We start from the raw sequence: 18,310 nt of genomic DNA on the forward strand, positions 1-18,310 counted from the left end.
AGACAGCCTCTGGCCTCGTGAAACGACCGGTTTGCCATGCTGTGGAGCAACAGCCGATTGCCTACGCTGAGTTCAGGGGCGCCCTCTCCTGTGAAGGACTCTCGAGGCTGAGGAGCACTGACTTGAGCGACTTCGTACTGCTCGCGGGCGGATCGGTGACGATGACCCACCACGTCACCGGCACCTACTTCATGTGCAACGACTGGCACGACGGTGTCGGCAACCACACCCAGACCTGGGCACAGGACCCGTTCGCCAAGGACAACAACTCGCACCGGTGGTTCCTGCGACAGAACGCCGACGGCACCGTGCGCATCGAGTCGTACGCCAACCACCGCTGCCTGACCGCGGGAGCCAACCCGCCCGACATCGTGACTCTTCGAGAAAGCACGGACAGCCTCAGCCAGCACTGGCGGCTGGTCTCGCACGCAGAGCGAGGCGGTGACTACTACATGGTCTCGGTCGTGCACCCGCGCTACGCCCTGGCCATCGTCGACCACCTTCAGGGCAACGACCGGCTGGTGGGCCTGACCCGCATGTGGGGCGGACCGAACCTCTCCCAGCTGTGGCGGATCTACCCCTCGTCGGATGACCAGGGATGATTCCCGACCAGCGCGCGCGCTGCCCCTCGTGGTGAGTGCCAACTAAAGCGTGCCGGTCAGTCAGCGGGGGTGGCCGCCGGCAGCTTGGCCCTCTCGTCGGGCAGGCCGCGGACGGTACTGAAGCTCCCTCGTCTTCCCACCGGATCCGCCCTCCAGGCGGATCCGGATCGGCAAGCTGTCAGGAGGGCACGGCGGGGCAGCTGGTGCCCCGTGGTGGGACGGTCAGGTCGGTGAGGTAGCTGTCCACGGCATCCTCCATACACGGGCCGCTGGTGACGCTGCCGTGCCCCCGGCCCTCGTACGTGAGGAGCACGCCGCTGCGACCGAGCTGCCGCGCCACCGAGACCGCCCACGGGTAACCGGTGGCGGGATCGTGCAGCGCGTTGGACAGCAGGATCGGCGGGGCACCGTGTGCGTCAAGGCGGTGCTGGGGGTTGGCTGTCGGCGCGCCCAGACACGCCGCTGCCATGTGGATCGGTAGCAGGTAAGGCAGGTCAGGTGCGGTCATGTCCATCGTCGCGACGAGCGAGGCATACTCCTGGTAGCCGCGCACTGGCAGGCGCCAGTCCGAGCAGAAGACCGGGGTGGCCGGATGCAGCGGCGCTGTCGAGGTGGGTGACGCGGGCAGCGGCTTGCTCGCGTCCATCCCCGCGATCGCCGTGGCCAGACCCGCGTAGTCGGCCTCGTAGAACTTCCGGAACGCGATCTTGTTGACAAGGTCCGAAGACGACAGCGGGGTACCCGGTTTCGCCGGGTCCTCCAGCTCGCCGCGCCCGGCCCGGGCCAACAGCCCCTGCCAGACGGCGCGGACGTCGCGGCCGTGCAGCGCGCAGTCCGCGGCACCGTCGCACCACTTCACGAACTCCTGGAATGAATCCTCTGCCGAGGCCGCCTCGGACCGCAGGAATTCACGGGTGGTCGGGACGCTGTGGTCCATGACGCTCTCCAGCACCATCGCGCGCACGCGGCGCGGGTAGGTCTCGGCGTACTGGGCGCCGAGCAGCGTGCCGTACGAGCTGCCGTGGAAGGTCAGTTTCCGCTCGCCGAGGGCGGCCCGGAGGGCATCCAGGTCCCGGACCGTCTGAGCGGTGTCAAGGTGGTCGAACACTGGGCCGGTACGGGCCCGGCAGTCGGCACGGAGCCGCCTGTTGTAGGCCATGGTGGCGTCGAAGTCCGCCTGGCTCTTCAGCTCCGGTGACGGCCGCTCGGCAAGCAGGTCGCCGGAGCAGGTCACCGGGTTGCTGCCGCCCACGCCGCGCGGGTCGAAGCTGACGATGTCGAACCTGCGGCGGACCTCGGGGCTGAACCTGCTGATACGGCCCACCACCATCGCCACACCCGAGTCGCCTGGCCCGCCTGGGCCGAACACCATCGAGCCGACGCGTGCGCCGTGGTCGGTGGCCTTGCGGCGGGCCACGGCCAGGTCGAGTCTCGGCCCGTCCGGGTAGGCCCAGTCGACCGGCACCGAGAGAGTGGCGCACTCGGCTCCTGGCTTCGCCGGGTCGTCACACGGTGCCCACCGCAGGGCCGCGGTGGCAGACGGTGCCGCCTGGACCGCGGGAGCGGCGCCGAGGCTGATGACCGCCATGGCGCCTCCCACGGTCATGGCCGCGCCCCGCGTGGCGATGCGCCGCAGTGCGGATCTGCCCCTTAACGGCATGGATCCTCCTCGTGACGGAAGTGGTTGTCTCAGGCGTGCGGACCCGGCCGGGGCACCGTTGTCACGGTAGGTGCACTGTCGCCCATACGGTGCCCCTGTCAGGGGCATTTCCGGGTCGGGTGGGGGACCGCTCAGGGGCGATCAGGGCGCAGGGCGAGAAACGGAGGGCGCACACCAAGACCAAGCCCCACTCGGCGGTTGGGACGGTAGCTCGGGTGAGTGTGGGGAAGGACCGCCACCGCCGGTGGGGCAGGAGCTGGAGAAGGCCGTACGGCGGCGGTCACTCGAGCGGGATGCCCCGGACACATGGATTGCATAGCGAGCGGAAGTGCCGGCCACCCCAGCGCTTCACTCATGGCTGGTGGGCGGCGATAAGGACATTGATGCCGCTGGAGTCCGTGAGGGTTACGCCGCTGAGGTCCACCACGGTCCGCGGCGCGTCGCGCTGCCGCAGGACAGCAGGTTCTCGGTGAGCTCGCTCGTGACGGTGTGGTCGATTTCACCGCGCATCGTGACAACCCGGATCCCGTCGACGCCTGAGTGGTCGATCGACAACTGGCCGGGCCGGGCTGCTCCGTGGGTTCCTGTCACCGTTTCCTCGACTGCGCTCGCTGATGAGGGACCTGAGGCCCCGACACTACGAGCGCTGCCAGCCTGCACCGATATTAAGGTGAACACCCGTTCGGCCCTCTACGTAAGCGGTCTCAAGGGGCATGCGAGGCAGAGTGCGGGGTAAGCGCAGGCGGGTGAACGGGGGAAACAAGGTGGAACCGGCGGGATCAGTCTCCGATGGTGAGGGCAGTGCGCTGCCTGGCGCCCCTCCGATGCAGGACACTGTCGCCCTGGACGGTGACGGGCACGTGATCGGTGAGGCACGCCGCCGCGCGGCTGACTTCCTCGCCCGTGCACAGGCCGAGCACGGCATCCTGGTGTCCGCACGGGCGATGGATCTGACGCGGCTGGTGGTCAGCGAGCTCGTCACCAACGCCCGGAAGTACGCTCCCGGACCCGTGCTGATGGAGCTGCGCATCGCCGGGGCCGTGGTGGAAGTGATCGTGTGGGACAGCGATCCGGTGCTGCCGGTGGCCCGGGCCGCCGATGCGGGCAGAGTCGGGCAGCACGGCCTGGAAATCGTCATGGCCGTCGCTCAGGGCTTCGAGGTCCAGCGGGAGCCGGTCGGCAAACGCATCACCGCCCGCATCGCCCTGACCGAGGAGCCCGGCGGAGACGTCACCGGACGCGGCCTCCAGCAGCAGCCGGGGCCTGCGCTGGACTCCCACGGCATTCCCTGACGGCCTGCCGCGAAGCGTCGCCGCCACAGGGGGGCAAGGCCGGCGGGGGAGCGAGGCCGGCGGGGGAGAGGCCATGGCGGGCGCAGTGTCAGTGTGCGGGTCGGGGCCACCGGCTGCCTTTTTTTGGGCCGTCTTAATTGGACACGTTCTCCCAGACAGCCTGGTGTGGGCAGGCCTCAGAACTCGGGGTCTCCCGTCACGTCCCGTCCGGTCCGCACCCGGTAGGAGATCCGCACACCTTCATCCCCGGAAGCGCGGATGCTTCCCCACGGGATGGTCTGCCCCCTCTTGAGAGCCGCGAAGTTGGGGTCGTCCACGACATCCAGCTTCACGCCGTTGACGCGCCGGGTGAGGGCGAGGGTGTCGCGGGGCTCCTTGATCTCGACCGTGCACGGCCTGGACACGGCGATGTCAAGCACTTCCAGGCCACTGCGGCCAATGGTGCGGACTTTGTCGCTGACTGCCATGGAGAATCCCTTCGTCCGGGACGGCTGACATGAGCTGCCTCCGAGCCTGCCCGCCGTCCGGTGGCCGCGCCCATCCAGAGGCACGAACGGGTGACGGCCGCCGTGTGGCCGCGCCGCCGGGTCCCCGCCGGTCGAGGGCCGGTCGCCGACGGGCGAGACCCGCGGCCGAGCCTTGGAGTCCCCGGTCCCGACCGCGGCGCCAAGCTTGACCGGATCGAGTAGTTCCTGGAGCGGTGGAGCGCTTCCCGGACCGGTTGTTCGCGTGTCGACGAGTTCGGGCAGCTTTGTCTCCGGCTCTCCGGCTCTCCGGCTCTCCGGCTCTCCGGCTCTCCGGCTCTCCGGCTCACCGGCGGAGGCGGCTGGGCCCCTGGCGGTCAGCCTGGGCGGCAACCCGCGTCGGCGCATCGCCATCGCCACCGCCACTGCCACGTCCATCGCCAACGCCGACACCCCTACGTGCAGGCGCCCAACGCCTCGAGCGCGCCGCATCCGCAGCGAGAGGGGCATCCGCTGGGGCGCGCCGCGGCCACCGCCAGTGACGGCCTGGCGTCTTCCCTCGCGCTCGGGGATCACCGCCGCCGACCCCGAACACCGCTACTCACCCCTGGTGCCGGGCTGGGACCGGGCCGGGCCGTAACCGGCCGCGGGCCCGGCCGTAATTCGCTTGCCCGAGCCACGGGGCAACGCTGCACTGTGGCGGGACACCACGAGTCGTGGTGCCGGTATTTCGAGGAGGCAGCGCCAGTAATGGAGATTCGTTCCACGGCCGATGAGGATTTTGACGTCTTCGTCGACACTGTCCATGCCGCGTTCGGGCGCTTCCCGGAAACCCCGGTCGAGGGCGGCGGGCTCTGGTGGTCGGCGCTCGAAATGGACCGTTGCCTGCTCGCCCTGACGGCGGACGGGCGACCCGTCGGCACCGCCGCCACGCACTCCTTCGAGCTCACCCTGCCTGGTGACACCCTCGTCCCGGCCCCGGGAGTGACCGCCGTCGGCGTCCTCCCCTCACACCGACGCCAGGGCGTGCTCAGCGCGATGATGCGGCATCAGCTCGCCGAGTCGCGGGCCCGCGGAGAGTTCCTCTCCGTGCTGCTGGCCTCTGAGGCCCCGATCTACGGCAGGTTCGGCTACGGACCGGCGACCTACACCGCGCAGCTGACGGTGCCGCGCCACAAGGCCGCCCTCGCCGTTCCCCGGGCGCGCGGAGAGGCCGACGCACCGGCGACCGGTTCGGACAACGACTCGGTCGAAGTGCTGCGTCGTGCCGAGTGCGGCGAGATCCTGGAAGTGGTCTACGACCGGTATCGGCGCGCCCAGCCCGGCGCGCTGTCCCGGCCGCACCGCTGGTGGGCCTTGCGGGCGGGGCAGCCCCCGATCTCGCCGGCACCGCGCTACGTCGCCGTTCACCGTGACGCCGACGGCGTCCCGGACGGCTACGCCAGCTACTCGATCGGCGAGCCCAACACCTTGACGGTCGACGAGACCATCGCCACCGACGACGCCGTCTTCACGGCCCTGGCCCGCTTCGTACTCGGACACGACCTGGTCTCTCAGGTCGTGTTCAAGCACGTCCCGCCAGAGCACCCGCTGCGCTGGCAGCTTGCGGACCGCCGCGCCGGCGAGGTGAGCGGCGACATGGACTGGCTCTGGGTGCGGCTGCTGGACGTCCCGCGTGCTCTGACCGCGCGCGGGTGGTTCATGGACGGCGAACTCGTCCTCGACGTCGAGGACCCCTTCCTCGGCGAGCATGGCCGCTACCTGCTGACCGTCCGGGACGGCAAGGCCGACTGCGTCCCGACAGACCGGGAGCCCGACCTGTCCCTGGACGTGAGCGACCTGGGCTCGGTCTACCTCGGCGGCACGGCCCCGAGCACGCTCGTGCGTGCCGGACACATCCGGGCCCACCGCCCGGGCGCGGCCACCCTCGCTGACGCCCTCTTCCGCGCCGAGCGCTCCCCGCACTGCCTGCACTGGTTCTGACCGCGCGCTCGCCGACCCCGCACAAGTCCCGTCAGCTCGTAGTCACGCGTCGGGCGGATTGCTCGCGACGTGCGAAGGGCTGAGCGGGCGTGGGCGCCGAACCTCCATGTGGGTTACAGCGTTTCCGGCCTCTCGGGAACTGACGCCGAGCCTATGGTTCCCGTGCTCTCAGAGGGCGAGATGGCATCAAACATCGATTTCTAGATGTTTTCAGCGGTCAATCAGCATATGGGGCTGTTTGGGTGTCCTGGTCGTGCCGCATGTTCCGGGTGCAAGGTGCGACGTGAAAGGGGCACAGACGTGGCTGACTGGAAGCAGATCTCTGGTGGTCTGACGACGATCTCGGTGGGGTCGCGGACCCATGTGTGGGGGGTGAATTCCTCGGGGCAGATCTACCGTTACACCGGGCATGACGCGAACCCGTGGATCGGCATCCCGGGGCGTGCGGTGGACATCGGCGTGGCCGCGGACGGGACGGTGTGGCATGTGAACTCGGCCGGTGGAATCTTCCGGTACACCGGGGACCAGGGCTCCACCGACTGGGTGGGCGTCGCCGGCGGGTTAACCCGCATCTCGGTGGGGTCGCGGACCCATGTGTGGGGGGTGAACTCGCTGGGGCAGATCTACCGTTACACCGGGCATGACGCGAACCCGTGGATCGGCATCCCGGGGCGTGCGGTGGACATCGGCGTGGCCGCGGACGGGACGGTGTGGCATGTGAACTCGGCCGGTGGAATCTACCGGTACACCGGGGACCAGGGCTCCACCGACTGGGTGAGCGTCTCGGGCGGCCTGTCCCGCATCTCCGCCGGCTCCCGGACGAACGTCTGGGGCATCAACTCCTCCGACCAGATCTACCGCTACACCGGACACGACGCGAACCCCTGGACCGGCATCCCGGGCGGCGCGGTCGACGTCGGCGCCGCTGCAGACGGCACCGTCTGGGTCGTCAACTCCGCCGGCGGTATCTACCGCTACACCGGAGACCAGCCGAGCTGATCCGTGTGGCCAAGGCCGTGCGGGGAGACGGTCCGCAGCGACCGGAACCCCGCACGGCGAGCGCGGTGACCGCGAACCTCGATCCCCTCAGGGCAGCGCTTGATATTCGAGTGAAGGTACGGAACGGGCTGCGTAGGGTGACCATCGTGGACCCAGCTGACTTCTACACCGGCATCGTCGCGGAACTCTACGCACCGCTGAAGTCTTACTCCCAGGATCCCGAACCCTACGCGGCCTTCATCCAGCAAGTCGGCATGCCGGCGCTGGAGCTGGGGTGCGGAGACGGTGATCCCCTGCTCGAACTGCGCCGGCGTGGCCTGGACGTCGATGGCGTCGACTCCTCCGCCGACATGCTGGAGCGGCTCCGGCACCGGGCAGACGAACTAGGCATCGCTGCCACCGTGTTCCACCAGCGCATGGAGGCTCTGGACCTGCCCCGCCGCTACCGGGCGATCTTCCTCGCCGGGCCGACCTTCACCCTGCTCCCCGACGACGCCACAGCGCTCGCCGCCCTGCGCGGCATCCGCGCTCACCTGGCTGAGGGTGGTACCGCCCTGGTGCCCCTGTTCACCCCCGCGCCGACCCCAGCCGAACAGATCGGCCGGGTGCGCACAGCCGCCGCACCCGACGGCGCCGAACTCCGAGTATCCGTCGTCGCCGAGCAACGCGACGAAACAGCCCGAACCCAGACGTCGCTCCTACGCTACGAACGGCACCACGGCTCAGCCGGCACCATCGAAGAACGCCCGTGGATCATGCATTGGTACACCCGGGAGCAGTTCGAGGAACTCGCCGCCGTCGTCGGCCTGACCGTGACCGCGGTGACCGATGCGGATGGCAAACCGGCCCCCGCTGACGTCACCGACGTGCTGCACTTTTGGCTCCAATCCACCTGACCGCCTCGCTGCGGGCGGCCTGTCAAAGTGCCCCGAGTGGCGAATAAGAAACAGATAAGTTTTCGGTGTGTGTGGAGATCAGGTGGGGGCACACGGCGGGACGGAGGTTGATAACTATGGTTCCCCTGCTAGTAGTTCTGTTGCTCGCTCTGATCCTCTTCGGCGCCGGGTTCGCCCTCAAGGCTCTGTGGTGGATCGCGGTGATCGTCCTGGTCATCTGGCTGGTCGGCTTCCTCGCCCGCTCGACGGGACCGAGTGGGAAGCGAGGGCGCTGGTATCGCTGGTGAGGCGCGTGAGTAAGTCGCGTTGGTAGGACGCGAGATGTGGGTGGGGGCGCACTGATCACCGGTGCGCCCCCTCCGTCGTGTCCGGGTTTCTCTCACGTCCTGTACACACAACGGCCTGTATCGCCGGTCTGTCTGCGGGTACGCGCCCGGTCAGGCCCGGGGCCGGTACCTGTGCCGGCAAGGGAACCCTGGCACCTCCAGCAGGTGCCGGCTTCGGGTCGCAGCGTGGGGCAGCTGCAGTGACGGGCCGCGGTGACCGGGAGCTCGGCGGTCCCGCCAGGCCCTCCGCGACGACGTCCCAGGAGAACGCGCCCTGGAGCGGGTCGGGGCACCGGAGTGCGATGCATCCCCGGGCGTGCCAGCATCGAGATATGAGCTTCTGGCGGCCCGTTGTGCCGTTGTCGCCATCCGGCAGCCGGGCGTGCGCCCGGCCGTATCCCGGGAGCCGTGTATGGGACTGTTTCCCGACGCCAAACCCGAACTGATCGACCCGGACCCCGATCTCCAGCAGGCCTTCGACGCCGCCATCGCCACCTTCGGACACGGGCTGGAGAAGACGCCGATCGTCCTGGTCTCCCTGGCTGATGCCGAGCCGCACGATTTCGCCGGCCAGCTCGTCGAGGAGGTGCACTACTCGGCGAGCCTGCTGAAAGCCACCGCGATGTGGGCCGCGTTCGAACTCCGCAGGGCCGCCAACGAGCTCATCTCGACTGCTCATCCGGCGCCGGCCGACACCCTCGCGCTGTTGCGCGGCACCTTCGACAGAGAGATCAACGAAAACCGAGTCGCCCAGCTCGCGGGCAAGAACCTCGAGGGCTTCCTGCTTCCCCGATGGGACAAGGTGTTCCAGGTGCAGCCCGATGCCACGGTCAACTTCACGCCCGACTTCTTCGGGAGTTTGTTTGACGCGATCGTCGACGGCAGTAACAGCGCGGCAGGTGCGGTGGTCCACGGACTGGGCTTCGGCTATCTCACGAAGGCCGCCGCCACCGCCGAGTTCTTCGACGACGGTGCCGTCGACACCCCGCAGACCGCGGACGGGATGTGGCTGTGCGGCGACTTCCAGCACGGCTTCCCACCCCAGCGCATCCCGTGCGTCAACGACACACCGGTAGCCCAGGCGACGTCCGCCTTGCAGATGGCCCGGCTGTTCACCTTCCTGGCCGCCAGTCCCGGTGCGGCGGGCGCCGCGGGCGTCGACCCGGGCCAGACCCCCGACCCTGAGAACACACCGCTTGTCGACGCGGCCTCCGACGAGGCCATGCTCAAGCTTCTGTTCAACGCGGTGAACGTGCCGCGTCTGCACCTGTTCCTCAACCGCGACACCTCGGTGCAGTTCGTCACCTTCCAGTCGAAGATCGGACTGGGGCCGGTGAACAGCGGCGCCAAGGTGGCCTCGGAAGCGGCCATCATCAAGGAGGCCTCGGCCGGCCGCCGCTTCGTCGCGGTCTTCCAGAACCGGACTTTCGTCAACGACGCCTCGATCATCCCGGTTTCACAGGTCATCGACGCGACCATCGCCAACTTCCTCTTCCCCTGATGCGCCACGGTGTCAGGGAGATGGTGAACGTCCTGCGAACTCGTTGGACCTACGACGCTTGTGGCTCCAGGGATGGGCCTTCAACCTGTGCTCCGACGCGGCCAGTCCGAAGCCGAAATGCCCGCCTCCGTCGACGGCGCTCTGGGCTCGTGAGTGCGCTTCATCCTTGATTCCGTCCCTCCCGGGGCGTGCTGAATGTCGGAGCGGGAACTCGGCCGAGAACGAAAACAGTGTCCGCGTTGCGGGCACGCAGTCGAACTCGTCCGGACCGGCCCAGGAGTCTCCTCATGATGATCGTCGGCGTGATCGCCGTCTGTGCAGTCCTTGCCGTGCTCGCTTTCGTCGTCCCGCGACTGAGCCGGCACCCTCAGAACGGCGCCCAGCGCACCCTGGGTCTTGGATCGCGCGCCGGTTCCAAGGCCCCTGGTCCGCTGGGACGCTTGCTGAGCAAGCCCTTCCGGTCCAGTTCGCGCGCCGTGGGCCGCAGCGGCTCGGCCGGCCGCAGGGCGCGGGGACGCTTGCCGTTCTGAGCGGGGCCAGCGCCGCGGTGTACCGACCGCACGCAATCTCGCCGACAATCCGGCGCGTCGGCTCCCACTGCATGCGCCCGGCCCCCCCTTCTTCCGTACGTGAAGCACCCGTGCCCAAAACAGTCAGGAGTTGTGTGTATAGGCTTTGGTGGTGACTGCTGATGCCGTGGAGAAGCTACTCGCCGATGTGCGCGGGACGTTGGCCCGTGCCGGCTTCGAGGTGGCGTCGGCCCGTGATGAGGGCAGCCCTGGTCTGCGGGTGCGGCGGGAAACGGACTCGGTGATGGTGGTGTGGGTGCCCGGCAGCGAGTTGGATCCCGCAGGCCGAGAGGACGCCGAGTTCGAGGGCATTCGCGCTGCTCTGCGGTCGGCGCTGCTGGCGGTCCTCACACAGGCCGGTCATGCGGTGCAGGTGGACCGCGTGAGTGGTGACGTGCGGGTAAGGCTGCTTGCGTGACCTTCGGCCACGGAATCGACACCGGCGTCGCTTCCAGAGGGCGGGGCCGTTCGTCGTCCGGCGGGCGGACGCTGGAGGACCCGCGTCCCGGTGTCTCGCGCCGCTTCGACTGGTCCGGCGCCCTCCTGTCGGGGTATCCGACTCGCCGTACGGCGCTGCCGGGAGCACGCTGGGAGACGTGACCAGCGCGCCGATCGTCGTACACCACCCCTCCCGCACCGGTGGCCGACCCGTCACTGTGCACTCGCACGGTCGGGACGAGATCCTCGGCACCGCCTACAGCGACCACGACCTGGTGGTCTTCCTCGAAGGAGCGGGCGTCGTCGATCCCGAGGGCGTGCTGGACGATCCGCGCTGGGTGGAATGGCGCGGCGGCGGCCCACACGAGTGGAGCCCGCCCTGAGCGTCGGAAGCGGGCCGCTCGGCCTCGACCACGCGCCGCGGAGGGGCAGCGAACGGTTTGAGAGTGGACGGCATGGAGCGTGACCTGAGCGGGTGCCATGATCGTGCCCTGGCGAACGAGGTGGTGACGGGGAGGTGCGTGGAGCGCTTCACAGCCGATCAGCATCGGGTGATTGCGTTCGAGGAGCACGTACGGGCCCGTCCGGCTCTGTACTTCCGTGTCGAGCGGAATAGTCCCGAGCTTCCCACTGAGGTGCTGCAGCGGGGGGTCTGGGACGCGCTGCACCGCCGTGACGGCACACACGGGCAGATCAGTGTCGAGATCACATCTGACCTCAGCTTCACGGTGGAGGACGATCAACCGCACAGCGTCGACGAGCGGCGAAGGCCCCTTCCTGGGTTCTGTGCATCGCTGCTCGACAAGGACCGGTGGGCTCCTGCGGCAGCAGCCGCGCTCAGCGTTCGCACGGTCGTTGAGGTCTGGCTGGACGGCCATGGTTACTGCCAGGAGCTGGCCGGGGTGGCTCCCGTCGGTGTCTGGGAGGAGTGCCTCGCGCGGAGGCCGTACGGGAACAGGACCACGTTCCACCTCGATCCCTCGTACTTCGGCGCGGGCGAGGCCATCGCCTGGGCGTTGCGGCCGGAGGAACTGCACGGAGAGGGGTGCGAGGCACACCTCTCACCTGCGACGTTCCCGATTCACGAGCTGCGCTCAGGGGCCGACGGCTCAGTGGGCGATCAGGATCCGCTGTTTCAGGCCGCCACCCGAGGAGCCTTCCGTCAAGCGGAACGCGTGTCGTGGCGGTAGGCAGCGAGAAAGACCCGTACCGCCTCGTCGGCGTAGTGGTCGAGTTCGGTGCGGGTGAAGTGTTCGCCGGTGCCGCAGAACATGACCTTGTTGACCGGGATGGAGGTGATGAGCCAGGTCAGGTGGTTGGCCGCGAGCAGCGGGTCGTCCAGGGCCAGCAGTTTGCGGTGGGCGAGACGTCCGAAGCTTTGGGCGAGCAGGGCGTGGACGCGCTCGGGGCCGCGTTCGTAGTAGGTGCGGCCGAGTTCGGGGAACCGGTCGGCCTCGGCGATGACCAGTCGGCGGAGTTGGAGCATGCGGGGCTGGGTGAGGATGGTGACGAACTGGCGGGCGAGTGCCGTGAGGTCGTTCTCCAGGTCTTGGGTGTCGGCCAGTGAGCCGGTGACACCGCTGAAGAGTTCGTCGATGCGGTCGAGACCGCCGTGGATGATTTCGGTGAACAGGCGTTGCTTGTCGGTGAAGTTCTTGTAGACCGTCTGCTTCGACACCGAGGCCAGGGCGGCGACCTCGTCCATGCTCGTGCCCAGGTACCCCTTGTTCAGGAACACCTCCGTGGCCGCTTCCAGGATTGCCTGACGCTTGCGGGCCGAGCGACCTTCCGGATTCTTTTCCATGACCCTCCTTGTCTCCCGAGACACAGTACTGGACGGACCAGTACTCGCGAGTGGGGGTCGAGGGGTACTGCCCACGCGGGGACTTGACGGTGGACTCGGCAGAAAGGACGAGGACGCGGCGTTCGACCTCCCCAGGCATCCCGCCGCATCCTCGTCAACGTCCGACGACTACCCCCGAACCCCTGTGCCATGCCAGCGGATGTTTCACCCGTTGGTGGCCGCGTCCATGGCCCCGGCGAGACGCACTCGCAGTCTCACCACCGACAGCGGCCGGACGCGCTGCTGACCCACCTGACCGGCAAGGACGTGGACGTGCTGGCGCCGCCGGCTTCGGCACATGCGGCCGGTTCGCCGAGGTACCCGCGCGGCGCGAGTCCAGCCCCCGTATCGACGTGCTCGGCGTCCACCGGAGCGACCGCAGCTGGCCCGATGCGCTGCTCAATTCGCCGTCCGGCAAATCCTGCGATTTGCCATCCAGTGGTTTCGGCCTGGATGGAGTGGTGAACCGAAAGGGGCGAAGAGTAGTAAATCGGACATTAAGGAGAGGGTGGAGCCTGTGATCACCCGTGAGCAGATCTCATCCGTCATGGACCATCCGGTCTGCGACGCAGAGGGCAACAAGATCGGTGACGCGAAGCACGTCTTCCTCGACGATGCGACCGGCCAGCCGGAATGGGTGAGCGTCAAGACCGGCCTGTTCGGCACCAGCGAGTCGTTCGTACCCATTCGCGACGCGTCCGTGGTGGAGGACCACCTGGAGGTGCCCTATCCCAAGGACAAGGTCAAGGACGCGCCCAACGTCGACGTCGACGCCGGCGGACACCTGTCAGAGCAGGAGGAGCACCGCCTGTACGAGCATTACGGCATCGCCTGGGACGACGCCTGGCAGCAGGCCAACCAGCCCGGCGAGGGCGGATGGGCACACACCGGCACCGGTGGTATGCCCACCCCCGACGCCACCGGCGACATGTCCCGCTCGACCGGTACCGGGGTCGGCGAAGACGATGCGATGACGCGCTCGGAGGAGCGCATGCGCGTCGGCACCGAGCGCCGTGAGGCCGGCAGGGCCCGGCTGCGCAAGTACGTCGTCACCGAGGAAGTGCAGCGGACCGTGCCGGTGCGCCGAGAGGAGGTCCGCGTCGAGCGCGAGCCGATCACGGACGCCAACCGGGACGCGGCCATGTCCGGGCACGACATCGGCGAGGCCGAGCACGAGGTCACCCTGCACGAAGAGCGTCCCGTGGTGGAGACCGAGGCAGTGCCGGTGGAGCGGGTGCGCCTGTCGACCGAGGAGCACACCGACGAGGAAACGGTGCGCGGCCGGATTCGTAAGGAACACATCGACACCGACGGTGTGGACGACGATGAGGAGGGACGCCACCTGTAGGCCCGTGGGCGTCGGCCCGCCCGGGAACTCCGAGCGGGCCGACGCCGTGCACCTGCAGCGCCGGGCGATTGGCTTACGGAGGTGGTCTGCTGCCCTCCGGTCACTTTCCTGGGCCGGGCTGCTGCCCCATGCCACGGTGGTCGCGTGGACACCGTCCCCTGGTGCAGGTCGGGTCCAATCTCACCTTCCCGAACTTGCCGGCCACATCCTCCGGTCTACCTCGTTCCTACCGCCCTCAGTGCTCGCCGATCGTGCCTCCGAGTTCGACGCCGACCTCGTTGCCGAACTCGACCGCCATACGGCCAACGACCGCCTCACCGAAACGGTCGGTTTCGCCCACGAACTGGCTCGCGGGTCAGCTCCCGCGTGGAGGACGACTACCTGCTGCCGTCCCCGAACCCGCCCAGCGCCTCGACATCGCGGTCGGCCCGCGCGACCGGCGGCGCCTGGACCCGCGCGCAGCCCTCACCACGGCCGGCGTCCCACCCCAACGACCGGGAAGCCATCGACCACCTCAGCGCCCTGCCCGACAGCATCAACACCACCATCCAGCGCTGGATCCAGCACACCACACAAGCCTGGTCCACCGCCTACTAGGCCAACGGCCGTACCCGCCACGGTCCGCCGCGCAAGGCATTGAGGTAGACGGTGTGGATGCGTTTGCCCCGTCGAACCGCGAGAGTCCGGTGGGTGAGGTGGGGGTCCGCCAGGTCGAGGTGGGCAACCTCCATGGCGCGCACGGAGTAGATGACAACCAGTCCGACGACGAGCCGGGCGGTGGGTCCGCTGAGCCGGTAGTGGCCCTTGACCAACCACATGGGCGCGCCTTCCGCTTCGGACTGGAGGAGACGCCCCTTCGCGCGGAAGCGGGTCGATCTCACAGAGCTCCGTCGATCACGCCCTGGCGGACGGAGCCGACGCGATGCACCGGGCGTGGGGACTTGGCGGGGCCTCTCCCGACGGTTGAGCCTTGCGGGTGACGTATCCTCACGCCACCCGCCATGCCCGCGACCGGGGGGACTCACGGTCTGCGGCCGGCTCTAACCGTTTGGGAATTCATGCGCGCAACATCCAGACATACCGTTCTCACCGGTGCCCTGGTCCTTTCCGCCTCCGCCGTCACCGCCCCTGTCGCGTACGCGGCGGAGACCGGTGTGGTGATCCAGAAGCTGTCCGTGAACGGTGGCAAGCCTCTCGTGCTCGGCACCTCCCAGACCGAGTCGTTCACCATCTCGGTGACCGCCTCGGACGACTCGGGAATCAGCAGCAACTTGGCGTTCCTGGCGATCGACCGCGAGGCCGGGGACGACTACTGGTCCTACCACGGCAGCCCGAAGTGCACCGCGGCCAGCGCCACCACCTCCACCTGCAAGCTCACCGTCAAGCTCGACTCGGGCTGGGGCGTGCCCCGCAACGCCCTCGCGGGTCCGTGGGACGTGACTGTCCAGCTCCAGGCCAAGGACGGCGACCTGTACAACAACGCCGGCGAGCCCAAGCACCCCGTCCTGCGGCGCGGCAAGCTCACTGTCGACGCCTCGCCGGAGCCGGTGTACAAAGGCAAGCCGCTCAAGGTGACAGGCAAGCTGACCCGCGCCAACTGGGACAAGCGCACCTACGCCGGCTATGCCGACAAGCCGGTGAAGCTGCAGTTCCGCAAGGCGGGCACCAACACCTACACGACCGTCAAGACGGTCTCCACCAACAACTACGGCAACCTGTCGACGACGGTCACCGCCTCGGCCGACGGTTACTGGCGCTGGTCCTTCGCGGGCACGTCCACCACGTCGGCGGCCAGCGCAGCGGGCGACTACGTCGACGTGCGCTGACGCCTCGACCGCTTGCAGCCCTGCCCCGGCCGGGCTGCAAGCCAAGTACGAGAACAGCGGCCTCAGTTTGGGTGGGGCTCAGTCCTCCGCCAGTAAGGGGCGCCTCGGTCATCCAGTGGAACGACCTGAAGGTCGACGACCAGCTCCGGAAGATCGTCCGAATCGGTGTTCGCTCCGCCTGTCTCACGTACTGTGGCTTCGCATGACCGAGTCCGAGATCGAGATCACCGCAGAGCTGGTGCACGCTCTTCTCAAGGAGCAGCATCCGGACCTCGCGGGGCTCACCATCCGCGAGGTAGCGGGCGGCTGGGGCAACCAAATGTGGCGCCTTGGGGATGAGTTGGCCGTGCGCATGCCTCGCACGGAAGGTGCCCCGGATCTCCTGCGCAAGGAGTGCCGGTGGCTGCCCGTCCTGGCCCCACGTCTTCCGCTCCCGGTTCCGAATCCGGTGCGGATCGGTGAACCGTCCGCGCGCTTCCCGAGGCCGTGGACCATCATGACGTGGGTTCCCGGCGAGCCACTCGACTGCACCTCGATCAGTCGCGGCGACCACGCGGCCGACGCTCTGGCGGGTTTCCTCCGGGCGCTCCATGTGGAGGCGCCCGCTGAGGCGCCGGCCAGTTTGGACCGCGGCGCTCACCCCAAGAACTGCACCGACGGCTTCGAAAATTTCCTGCAAGCCATTGCCCCCGGCGGCTTTGCCGCCGACGTCCGGGCCGTCCGGGCCGTCTGGGACGATGCTGTCGCGGCCCCCGAGTGGGAGGGCCCGCCGGTATGGCTGCACGGTGACCTCCATCCCGCGAATGTCGTCGTGTCGGACGGGACGCTCGCGGGCGTGATTGATTTCGATGCCATGTTCGCCGGTGATCCGGCGTGGGACCTCGCGGCCGCCTGGGTGCTGCTTCCCGCAGGCGCGGCCTCACGGTTCTTCGAGGTGTACGCGCATGCGGACGAGGCGACGGTCCGGCGCGCCCGAGGCTTGGCCGCTCTGAAGAGCCTCTTCCTCATCCTCATGGGACAGAACGGGGAGCGGGGCCTTCCCGGCGGCAAGCCGACGTGGGGACCCGCAGGCCGGGCGGTGCTCGATCGTGTTCTGACATCCAGCGTGCGCTGGACCTCTCCCGCATAGAGCCCGCTCCCATCTCGGGAGAGATGGGCCATTTTCAGGGCGTTTTGCGGCTGGTGGCCGGGCGCCTCGCCTTTCCCCGGCAGACGCTGGCAGGGGAATACCGGGCCAAGGTGGTGTTAGACGGGCTGCGGGGCGGGCGTCGCCGGAGCGGGCGCGACCTTGCGGGTCTCGCGCATGATGAGCAGACCGTTGACCACCATCAGTGTCGCGGTCAGGCAGTGGACGCCGAGCGCGGTGGCCACGGAGCCGTGGTGGGCCAGCACGGTGGTCATGTCGCCGTACGCGGCAAGGGCCTCCACCAGCAGCGCCCAGCCCAGCGCCCGGCGGTGGCCCGTCACCAGCAGGACGCCCAGGACCAGGGCCAGGACGACGTCGCGGATTCCCTTGATGATCAGGAAGCCGCCGCCGTCGCCGGACGGCCAGCTCGGCAGGCCGAAGCCCGGTGCCGTCGTGTCCGGGCTCAGGATGAACATCGCCCCGAACCAGAGGATGAAGAGGATGAAGGCGGCGGCCAGGAGGGTGTTGATCTTCTTCAGCGACATTCTTCTTCTCCTTGCGAGGCTTCGTCAGTTTGGTGAGCTTCGTGGAGCTTGCTGAGTCGTGTGGAGCCTGATCAGGCCGCGCGGACGCGGCTGATCGAGGGGCGCGGTCTGTCGGGATCGCCGTTGCGGGATCCGGGCGGCAGCCGCATTCCCGGATGCCGTGATTTCGCGGTAGCCGGCTGCCGCCCGGGGGAGTGGGGATTGCGCGCCACCGGCGCGATGTCGGCCCGCGGGGTCCTAATCCGAGGTCCTGTCGCGCTCACCCGACGGGGCGAAAGTCGTCGACTGACGGGGCAAGAGTCGTCGATATGACGGGGGAAAGCCGTCGATATGACGGGGCGAACCAGTGCGTGTCGGGTGGGTCCGCGGGCTCAGGTGAGGGCTGTGACCAGCAGGGTGAAGGCCGCGATGATGACGGCGACGCGGACGTAGTGGAAGCGGGCCCAGCGGTTCATCTGGTCCTTCCAGTCGGCGGGCCGGTTGTCAGGGGTCCACGTCTTGTTCCGGTTGTTGATCGGGACGAGCAGCAGAAGCGACATGATCACGCTGAGGATCAGCAGCGCGCCGGCGGTGACGACGAGGCCGGTGCCGTGCTGGTGCCATCCGGCGATGGCCCAGACCGCGACGAGGACGACCGAGCCGATGTACCAGACCGGCATCACGGCGCCGAGCATCCGGCCCCCGTGGGCATGGCCGAGTTGGCGACTGTCCTCGGGGAGTGCGTTGAGGATCCGGTTCATGACGAAGGCGACGGAGAACTCGACCCCCACCATCACGCCGACGGTCACGGTGGTGACGACCTCGAGTGCGTTGAACATGGTGCCCCCTGAAATCTAGTGTTGCTAGATGATGAGGCAACGCTAGTACTACTGCCGCTTGATTGTCTAGCAGT

23 protein-coding genes are annotated in these 18,310 nt (G+C 68.6%); 16 read left to right on the top strand and 7 right to left on the bottom strand.

From position 1 onward, the window contains the following. The first annotated feature begins 122 nt into the window (after window positions 1-122). On the top strand, window positions 123-602 hold the full coding sequence (locus tag AQJ84_RS27125) for an RICIN domain-containing protein (protein WP_030040445.1): 480 nt from the start codon (window positions 123-125) through the stop codon (window positions 600-602). 178 nt (window positions 603-780) lie between these two features. On the opposite strand, the gene AQJ84_RS27130 is transcribed toward AQJ84_RS27125, so the two are convergent. After that, entirely contained in the window at window positions 781-2,262 is a 1,482-nt protein-coding gene (locus AQJ84_RS27130) for an alpha/beta hydrolase (protein ID WP_030040446.1), read from the bottom strand. A gap of 405 nt (window positions 2,263-2,667) precedes the next feature. Beyond that, window positions 2,668-2,853 (bottom strand): hypothetical protein, encoded by a 186-nt coding sequence (locus tag AQJ84_RS43185; RefSeq protein WP_128092265.1) that lies wholly within the window; start codon window positions 2,851-2,853, stop codon window positions 2,668-2,670. A 233-nt stretch (window positions 2,854-3,086) separates the two neighbouring features. On the opposite strand from AQJ84_RS43185, the gene AQJ84_RS27135 reads away from it, so the two are divergent. After that, entirely contained in the window at window positions 3,087-3,554 is a 468-nt protein-coding gene (locus AQJ84_RS27135; RefSeq protein WP_051869893.1) for an ATP-binding protein, read from the top strand. Window positions 3,555-3,730: 176 nt separating this feature from the next. Here AQJ84_RS27135 and AQJ84_RS27140 read toward each other — a convergent pair whose 3' ends face one another. Continuing rightward, window positions 3,731-4,021, bottom strand: coding sequence for a hypothetical protein (locus AQJ84_RS27140; protein WP_128092266.1), 291 nt, complete (start codon window positions 4,019-4,021; stop codon window positions 3,731-3,733). A 747-nt stretch (window positions 4,022-4,768) separates the two neighbouring features. Between AQJ84_RS27140 and AQJ84_RS27145 the strand changes: the two genes are divergently transcribed. From AQJ84_RS27145 to AQJ84_RS27180, 10 genes are all read left to right on the top strand, one after another. After that, the gene (locus AQJ84_RS27145) at window positions 4,769-6,001 is read left to right on the top strand and encodes a GNAT family N-acetyltransferase (protein WP_030040449.1); all 1,233 of its coding nucleotides are present in this window, start codon (window positions 4,769-4,771) and stop codon (window positions 5,999-6,001) included. A 300-nt stretch (window positions 6,002-6,301) separates the two neighbouring features. Then, the gene (locus AQJ84_RS27150) at window positions 6,302-7,000 is read left to right on the top strand and encodes a tectonin domain-containing protein (protein ID WP_059198875.1); all 699 of its coding nucleotides are present in this window, start codon (window positions 6,302-6,304) and stop codon (window positions 6,998-7,000) included. A gap of 146 nt (window positions 7,001-7,146) precedes the next feature. After that, window positions 7,147-7,896, top strand: coding sequence for a class I SAM-dependent methyltransferase (locus AQJ84_RS27155; protein ID WP_030040450.1), 750 nt, complete (start codon window positions 7,147-7,149; stop codon window positions 7,894-7,896). Between the two features lie 116 nt (window positions 7,897-8,012). After that, a complete protein-coding gene (locus AQJ84_RS27160) occupies window positions 8,013-8,183 on the top strand; it encodes a DUF5670 family protein (protein ID WP_030040451.1) in 171 nt (56 codons plus the stop codon). A 451-nt stretch (window positions 8,184-8,634) separates the two neighbouring features. Further along, window positions 8,635-9,723 (top strand): hypothetical protein, encoded by a 1,089-nt coding sequence (locus AQJ84_RS27165; protein ID WP_030040452.1) that lies wholly within the window; start codon window positions 8,635-8,637, stop codon window positions 9,721-9,723. A 287-nt stretch (window positions 9,724-10,010) separates the two neighbouring features. Next, the gene (locus AQJ84_RS44375) at window positions 10,011-10,253 is read left to right on the top strand and encodes a DUF6411 family protein (protein WP_078631877.1); all 243 of its coding nucleotides are present in this window, start codon (window positions 10,011-10,013) and stop codon (window positions 10,251-10,253) included. Window positions 10,254-10,404: 151 nt separating this feature from the next. Continuing rightward, window positions 10,405-10,710, top strand: a complete 306-nt coding sequence (locus tag AQJ84_RS27170; protein WP_030040453.1) for a hypothetical protein — start codon at window positions 10,405-10,407, stop codon at window positions 10,708-10,710. Then, window positions 10,707-10,892, top strand: coding sequence for a hypothetical protein (locus AQJ84_RS43780; RefSeq protein ID WP_157874982.1), 186 nt, complete (start codon window positions 10,707-10,709; stop codon window positions 10,890-10,892). The genes AQJ84_RS27170 and AQJ84_RS43780 overlap by 4 nt, the downstream gene beginning before the upstream one ends. Next, window positions 10,889-11,113, top strand: a complete 225-nt coding sequence (locus AQJ84_RS27175) for a hypothetical protein (protein WP_030040454.1) — start codon at window positions 10,889-10,891, stop codon at window positions 11,111-11,113. The genes AQJ84_RS43780 and AQJ84_RS27175 overlap by 4 nt, the downstream gene beginning before the upstream one ends. Window positions 11,114-11,185: 72 nt before the next feature. Continuing rightward, window positions 11,186-11,920, top strand: a complete 735-nt coding sequence (locus AQJ84_RS27180) for a hypothetical protein (protein ID WP_063785380.1) — start codon at window positions 11,186-11,188, stop codon at window positions 11,918-11,920. Here the strand turns inward: AQJ84_RS27180 and AQJ84_RS27185 are convergent. Next, window positions 11,893-12,534, bottom strand: a complete 642-nt coding sequence (locus tag AQJ84_RS27185) for a TetR/AcrR family transcriptional regulator (protein WP_053192112.1) — start codon at window positions 12,532-12,534, stop codon at window positions 11,893-11,895. The genes AQJ84_RS27180 and AQJ84_RS27185 overlap by 28 nt on opposite strands. 556 nt (window positions 12,535-13,090) lie before the next feature. Between AQJ84_RS27185 and AQJ84_RS27190 the strand changes: the two genes are divergently transcribed. Both AQJ84_RS27190 and AQJ84_RS27195 read left to right on the top strand, forming a co-directional pair. Continuing rightward, a complete protein-coding gene (locus AQJ84_RS27190; RefSeq protein ID WP_030040458.1) occupies window positions 13,091-13,921 on the top strand; it encodes a YsnF/AvaK domain-containing protein in 831 nt (276 codons plus the stop codon). Between the two features lie 366 nt (window positions 13,922-14,287). Next, a complete protein-coding gene (locus AQJ84_RS27195; protein ID WP_059198876.1) occupies window positions 14,288-14,518 on the top strand; it encodes a hypothetical protein in 231 nt (76 codons plus the stop codon). Here AQJ84_RS27195 and AQJ84_RS27200 read toward each other — a convergent pair. After that, complete coding sequence (locus tag AQJ84_RS27200) at window positions 14,515-14,739, bottom strand: hypothetical protein (protein WP_030040631.1); 225 nt, start codon at window positions 14,737-14,739, stop codon at window positions 14,515-14,517. The genes AQJ84_RS27195 and AQJ84_RS27200 overlap by 4 nt on opposite strands. 240 nt (window positions 14,740-14,979) lie before the next feature. Here AQJ84_RS27200 and AQJ84_RS27205 point away from each other — a divergent pair, with 240 nt between their 5' ends. Both AQJ84_RS27205 and AQJ84_RS27210 read left to right on the top strand, forming a co-directional pair. Continuing rightward, window positions 14,980-15,747, top strand: coding sequence for a hypothetical protein (locus AQJ84_RS27205; protein ID WP_030040630.1), 768 nt, complete (start codon window positions 14,980-14,982; stop codon window positions 15,745-15,747). 202 nt (window positions 15,748-15,949) lie between these two features. Further along, entirely contained in the window at window positions 15,950-16,876 is a 927-nt protein-coding gene (locus AQJ84_RS27210; protein WP_030040629.1) for an aminoglycoside phosphotransferase family protein, read from the top strand. Between the two features lie 116 nt (window positions 16,877-16,992). On the opposite strand, the gene AQJ84_RS27215 is transcribed toward AQJ84_RS27210, so the two are convergent. Together AQJ84_RS27215 and AQJ84_RS27220 are read right to left on the bottom strand one after the other, a co-directional pair. Next, window positions 16,993-17,418 (bottom strand): DUF4267 domain-containing protein, encoded by a 426-nt coding sequence (locus tag AQJ84_RS27215; protein ID WP_030040628.1) that lies wholly within the window; start codon window positions 17,416-17,418, stop codon window positions 16,993-16,995. Window positions 17,419-17,789: 371 nt separating this feature from the next. Then, entirely contained in the window at window positions 17,790-18,236 is a 447-nt protein-coding gene (locus AQJ84_RS27220; protein ID WP_030040627.1) for a DUF1772 domain-containing protein, read from the bottom strand. Window positions 18,237-18,310: the final 74 nt, after the last annotated feature.

It is taken from the genome of Streptomyces resistomycificus (assembly GCF_001514265.1).
Classification (GTDB): Bacteria; Actinomycetota; Actinomycetes; order Streptomycetales; family Streptomycetaceae; genus Streptomyces; species Streptomyces resistomycificus.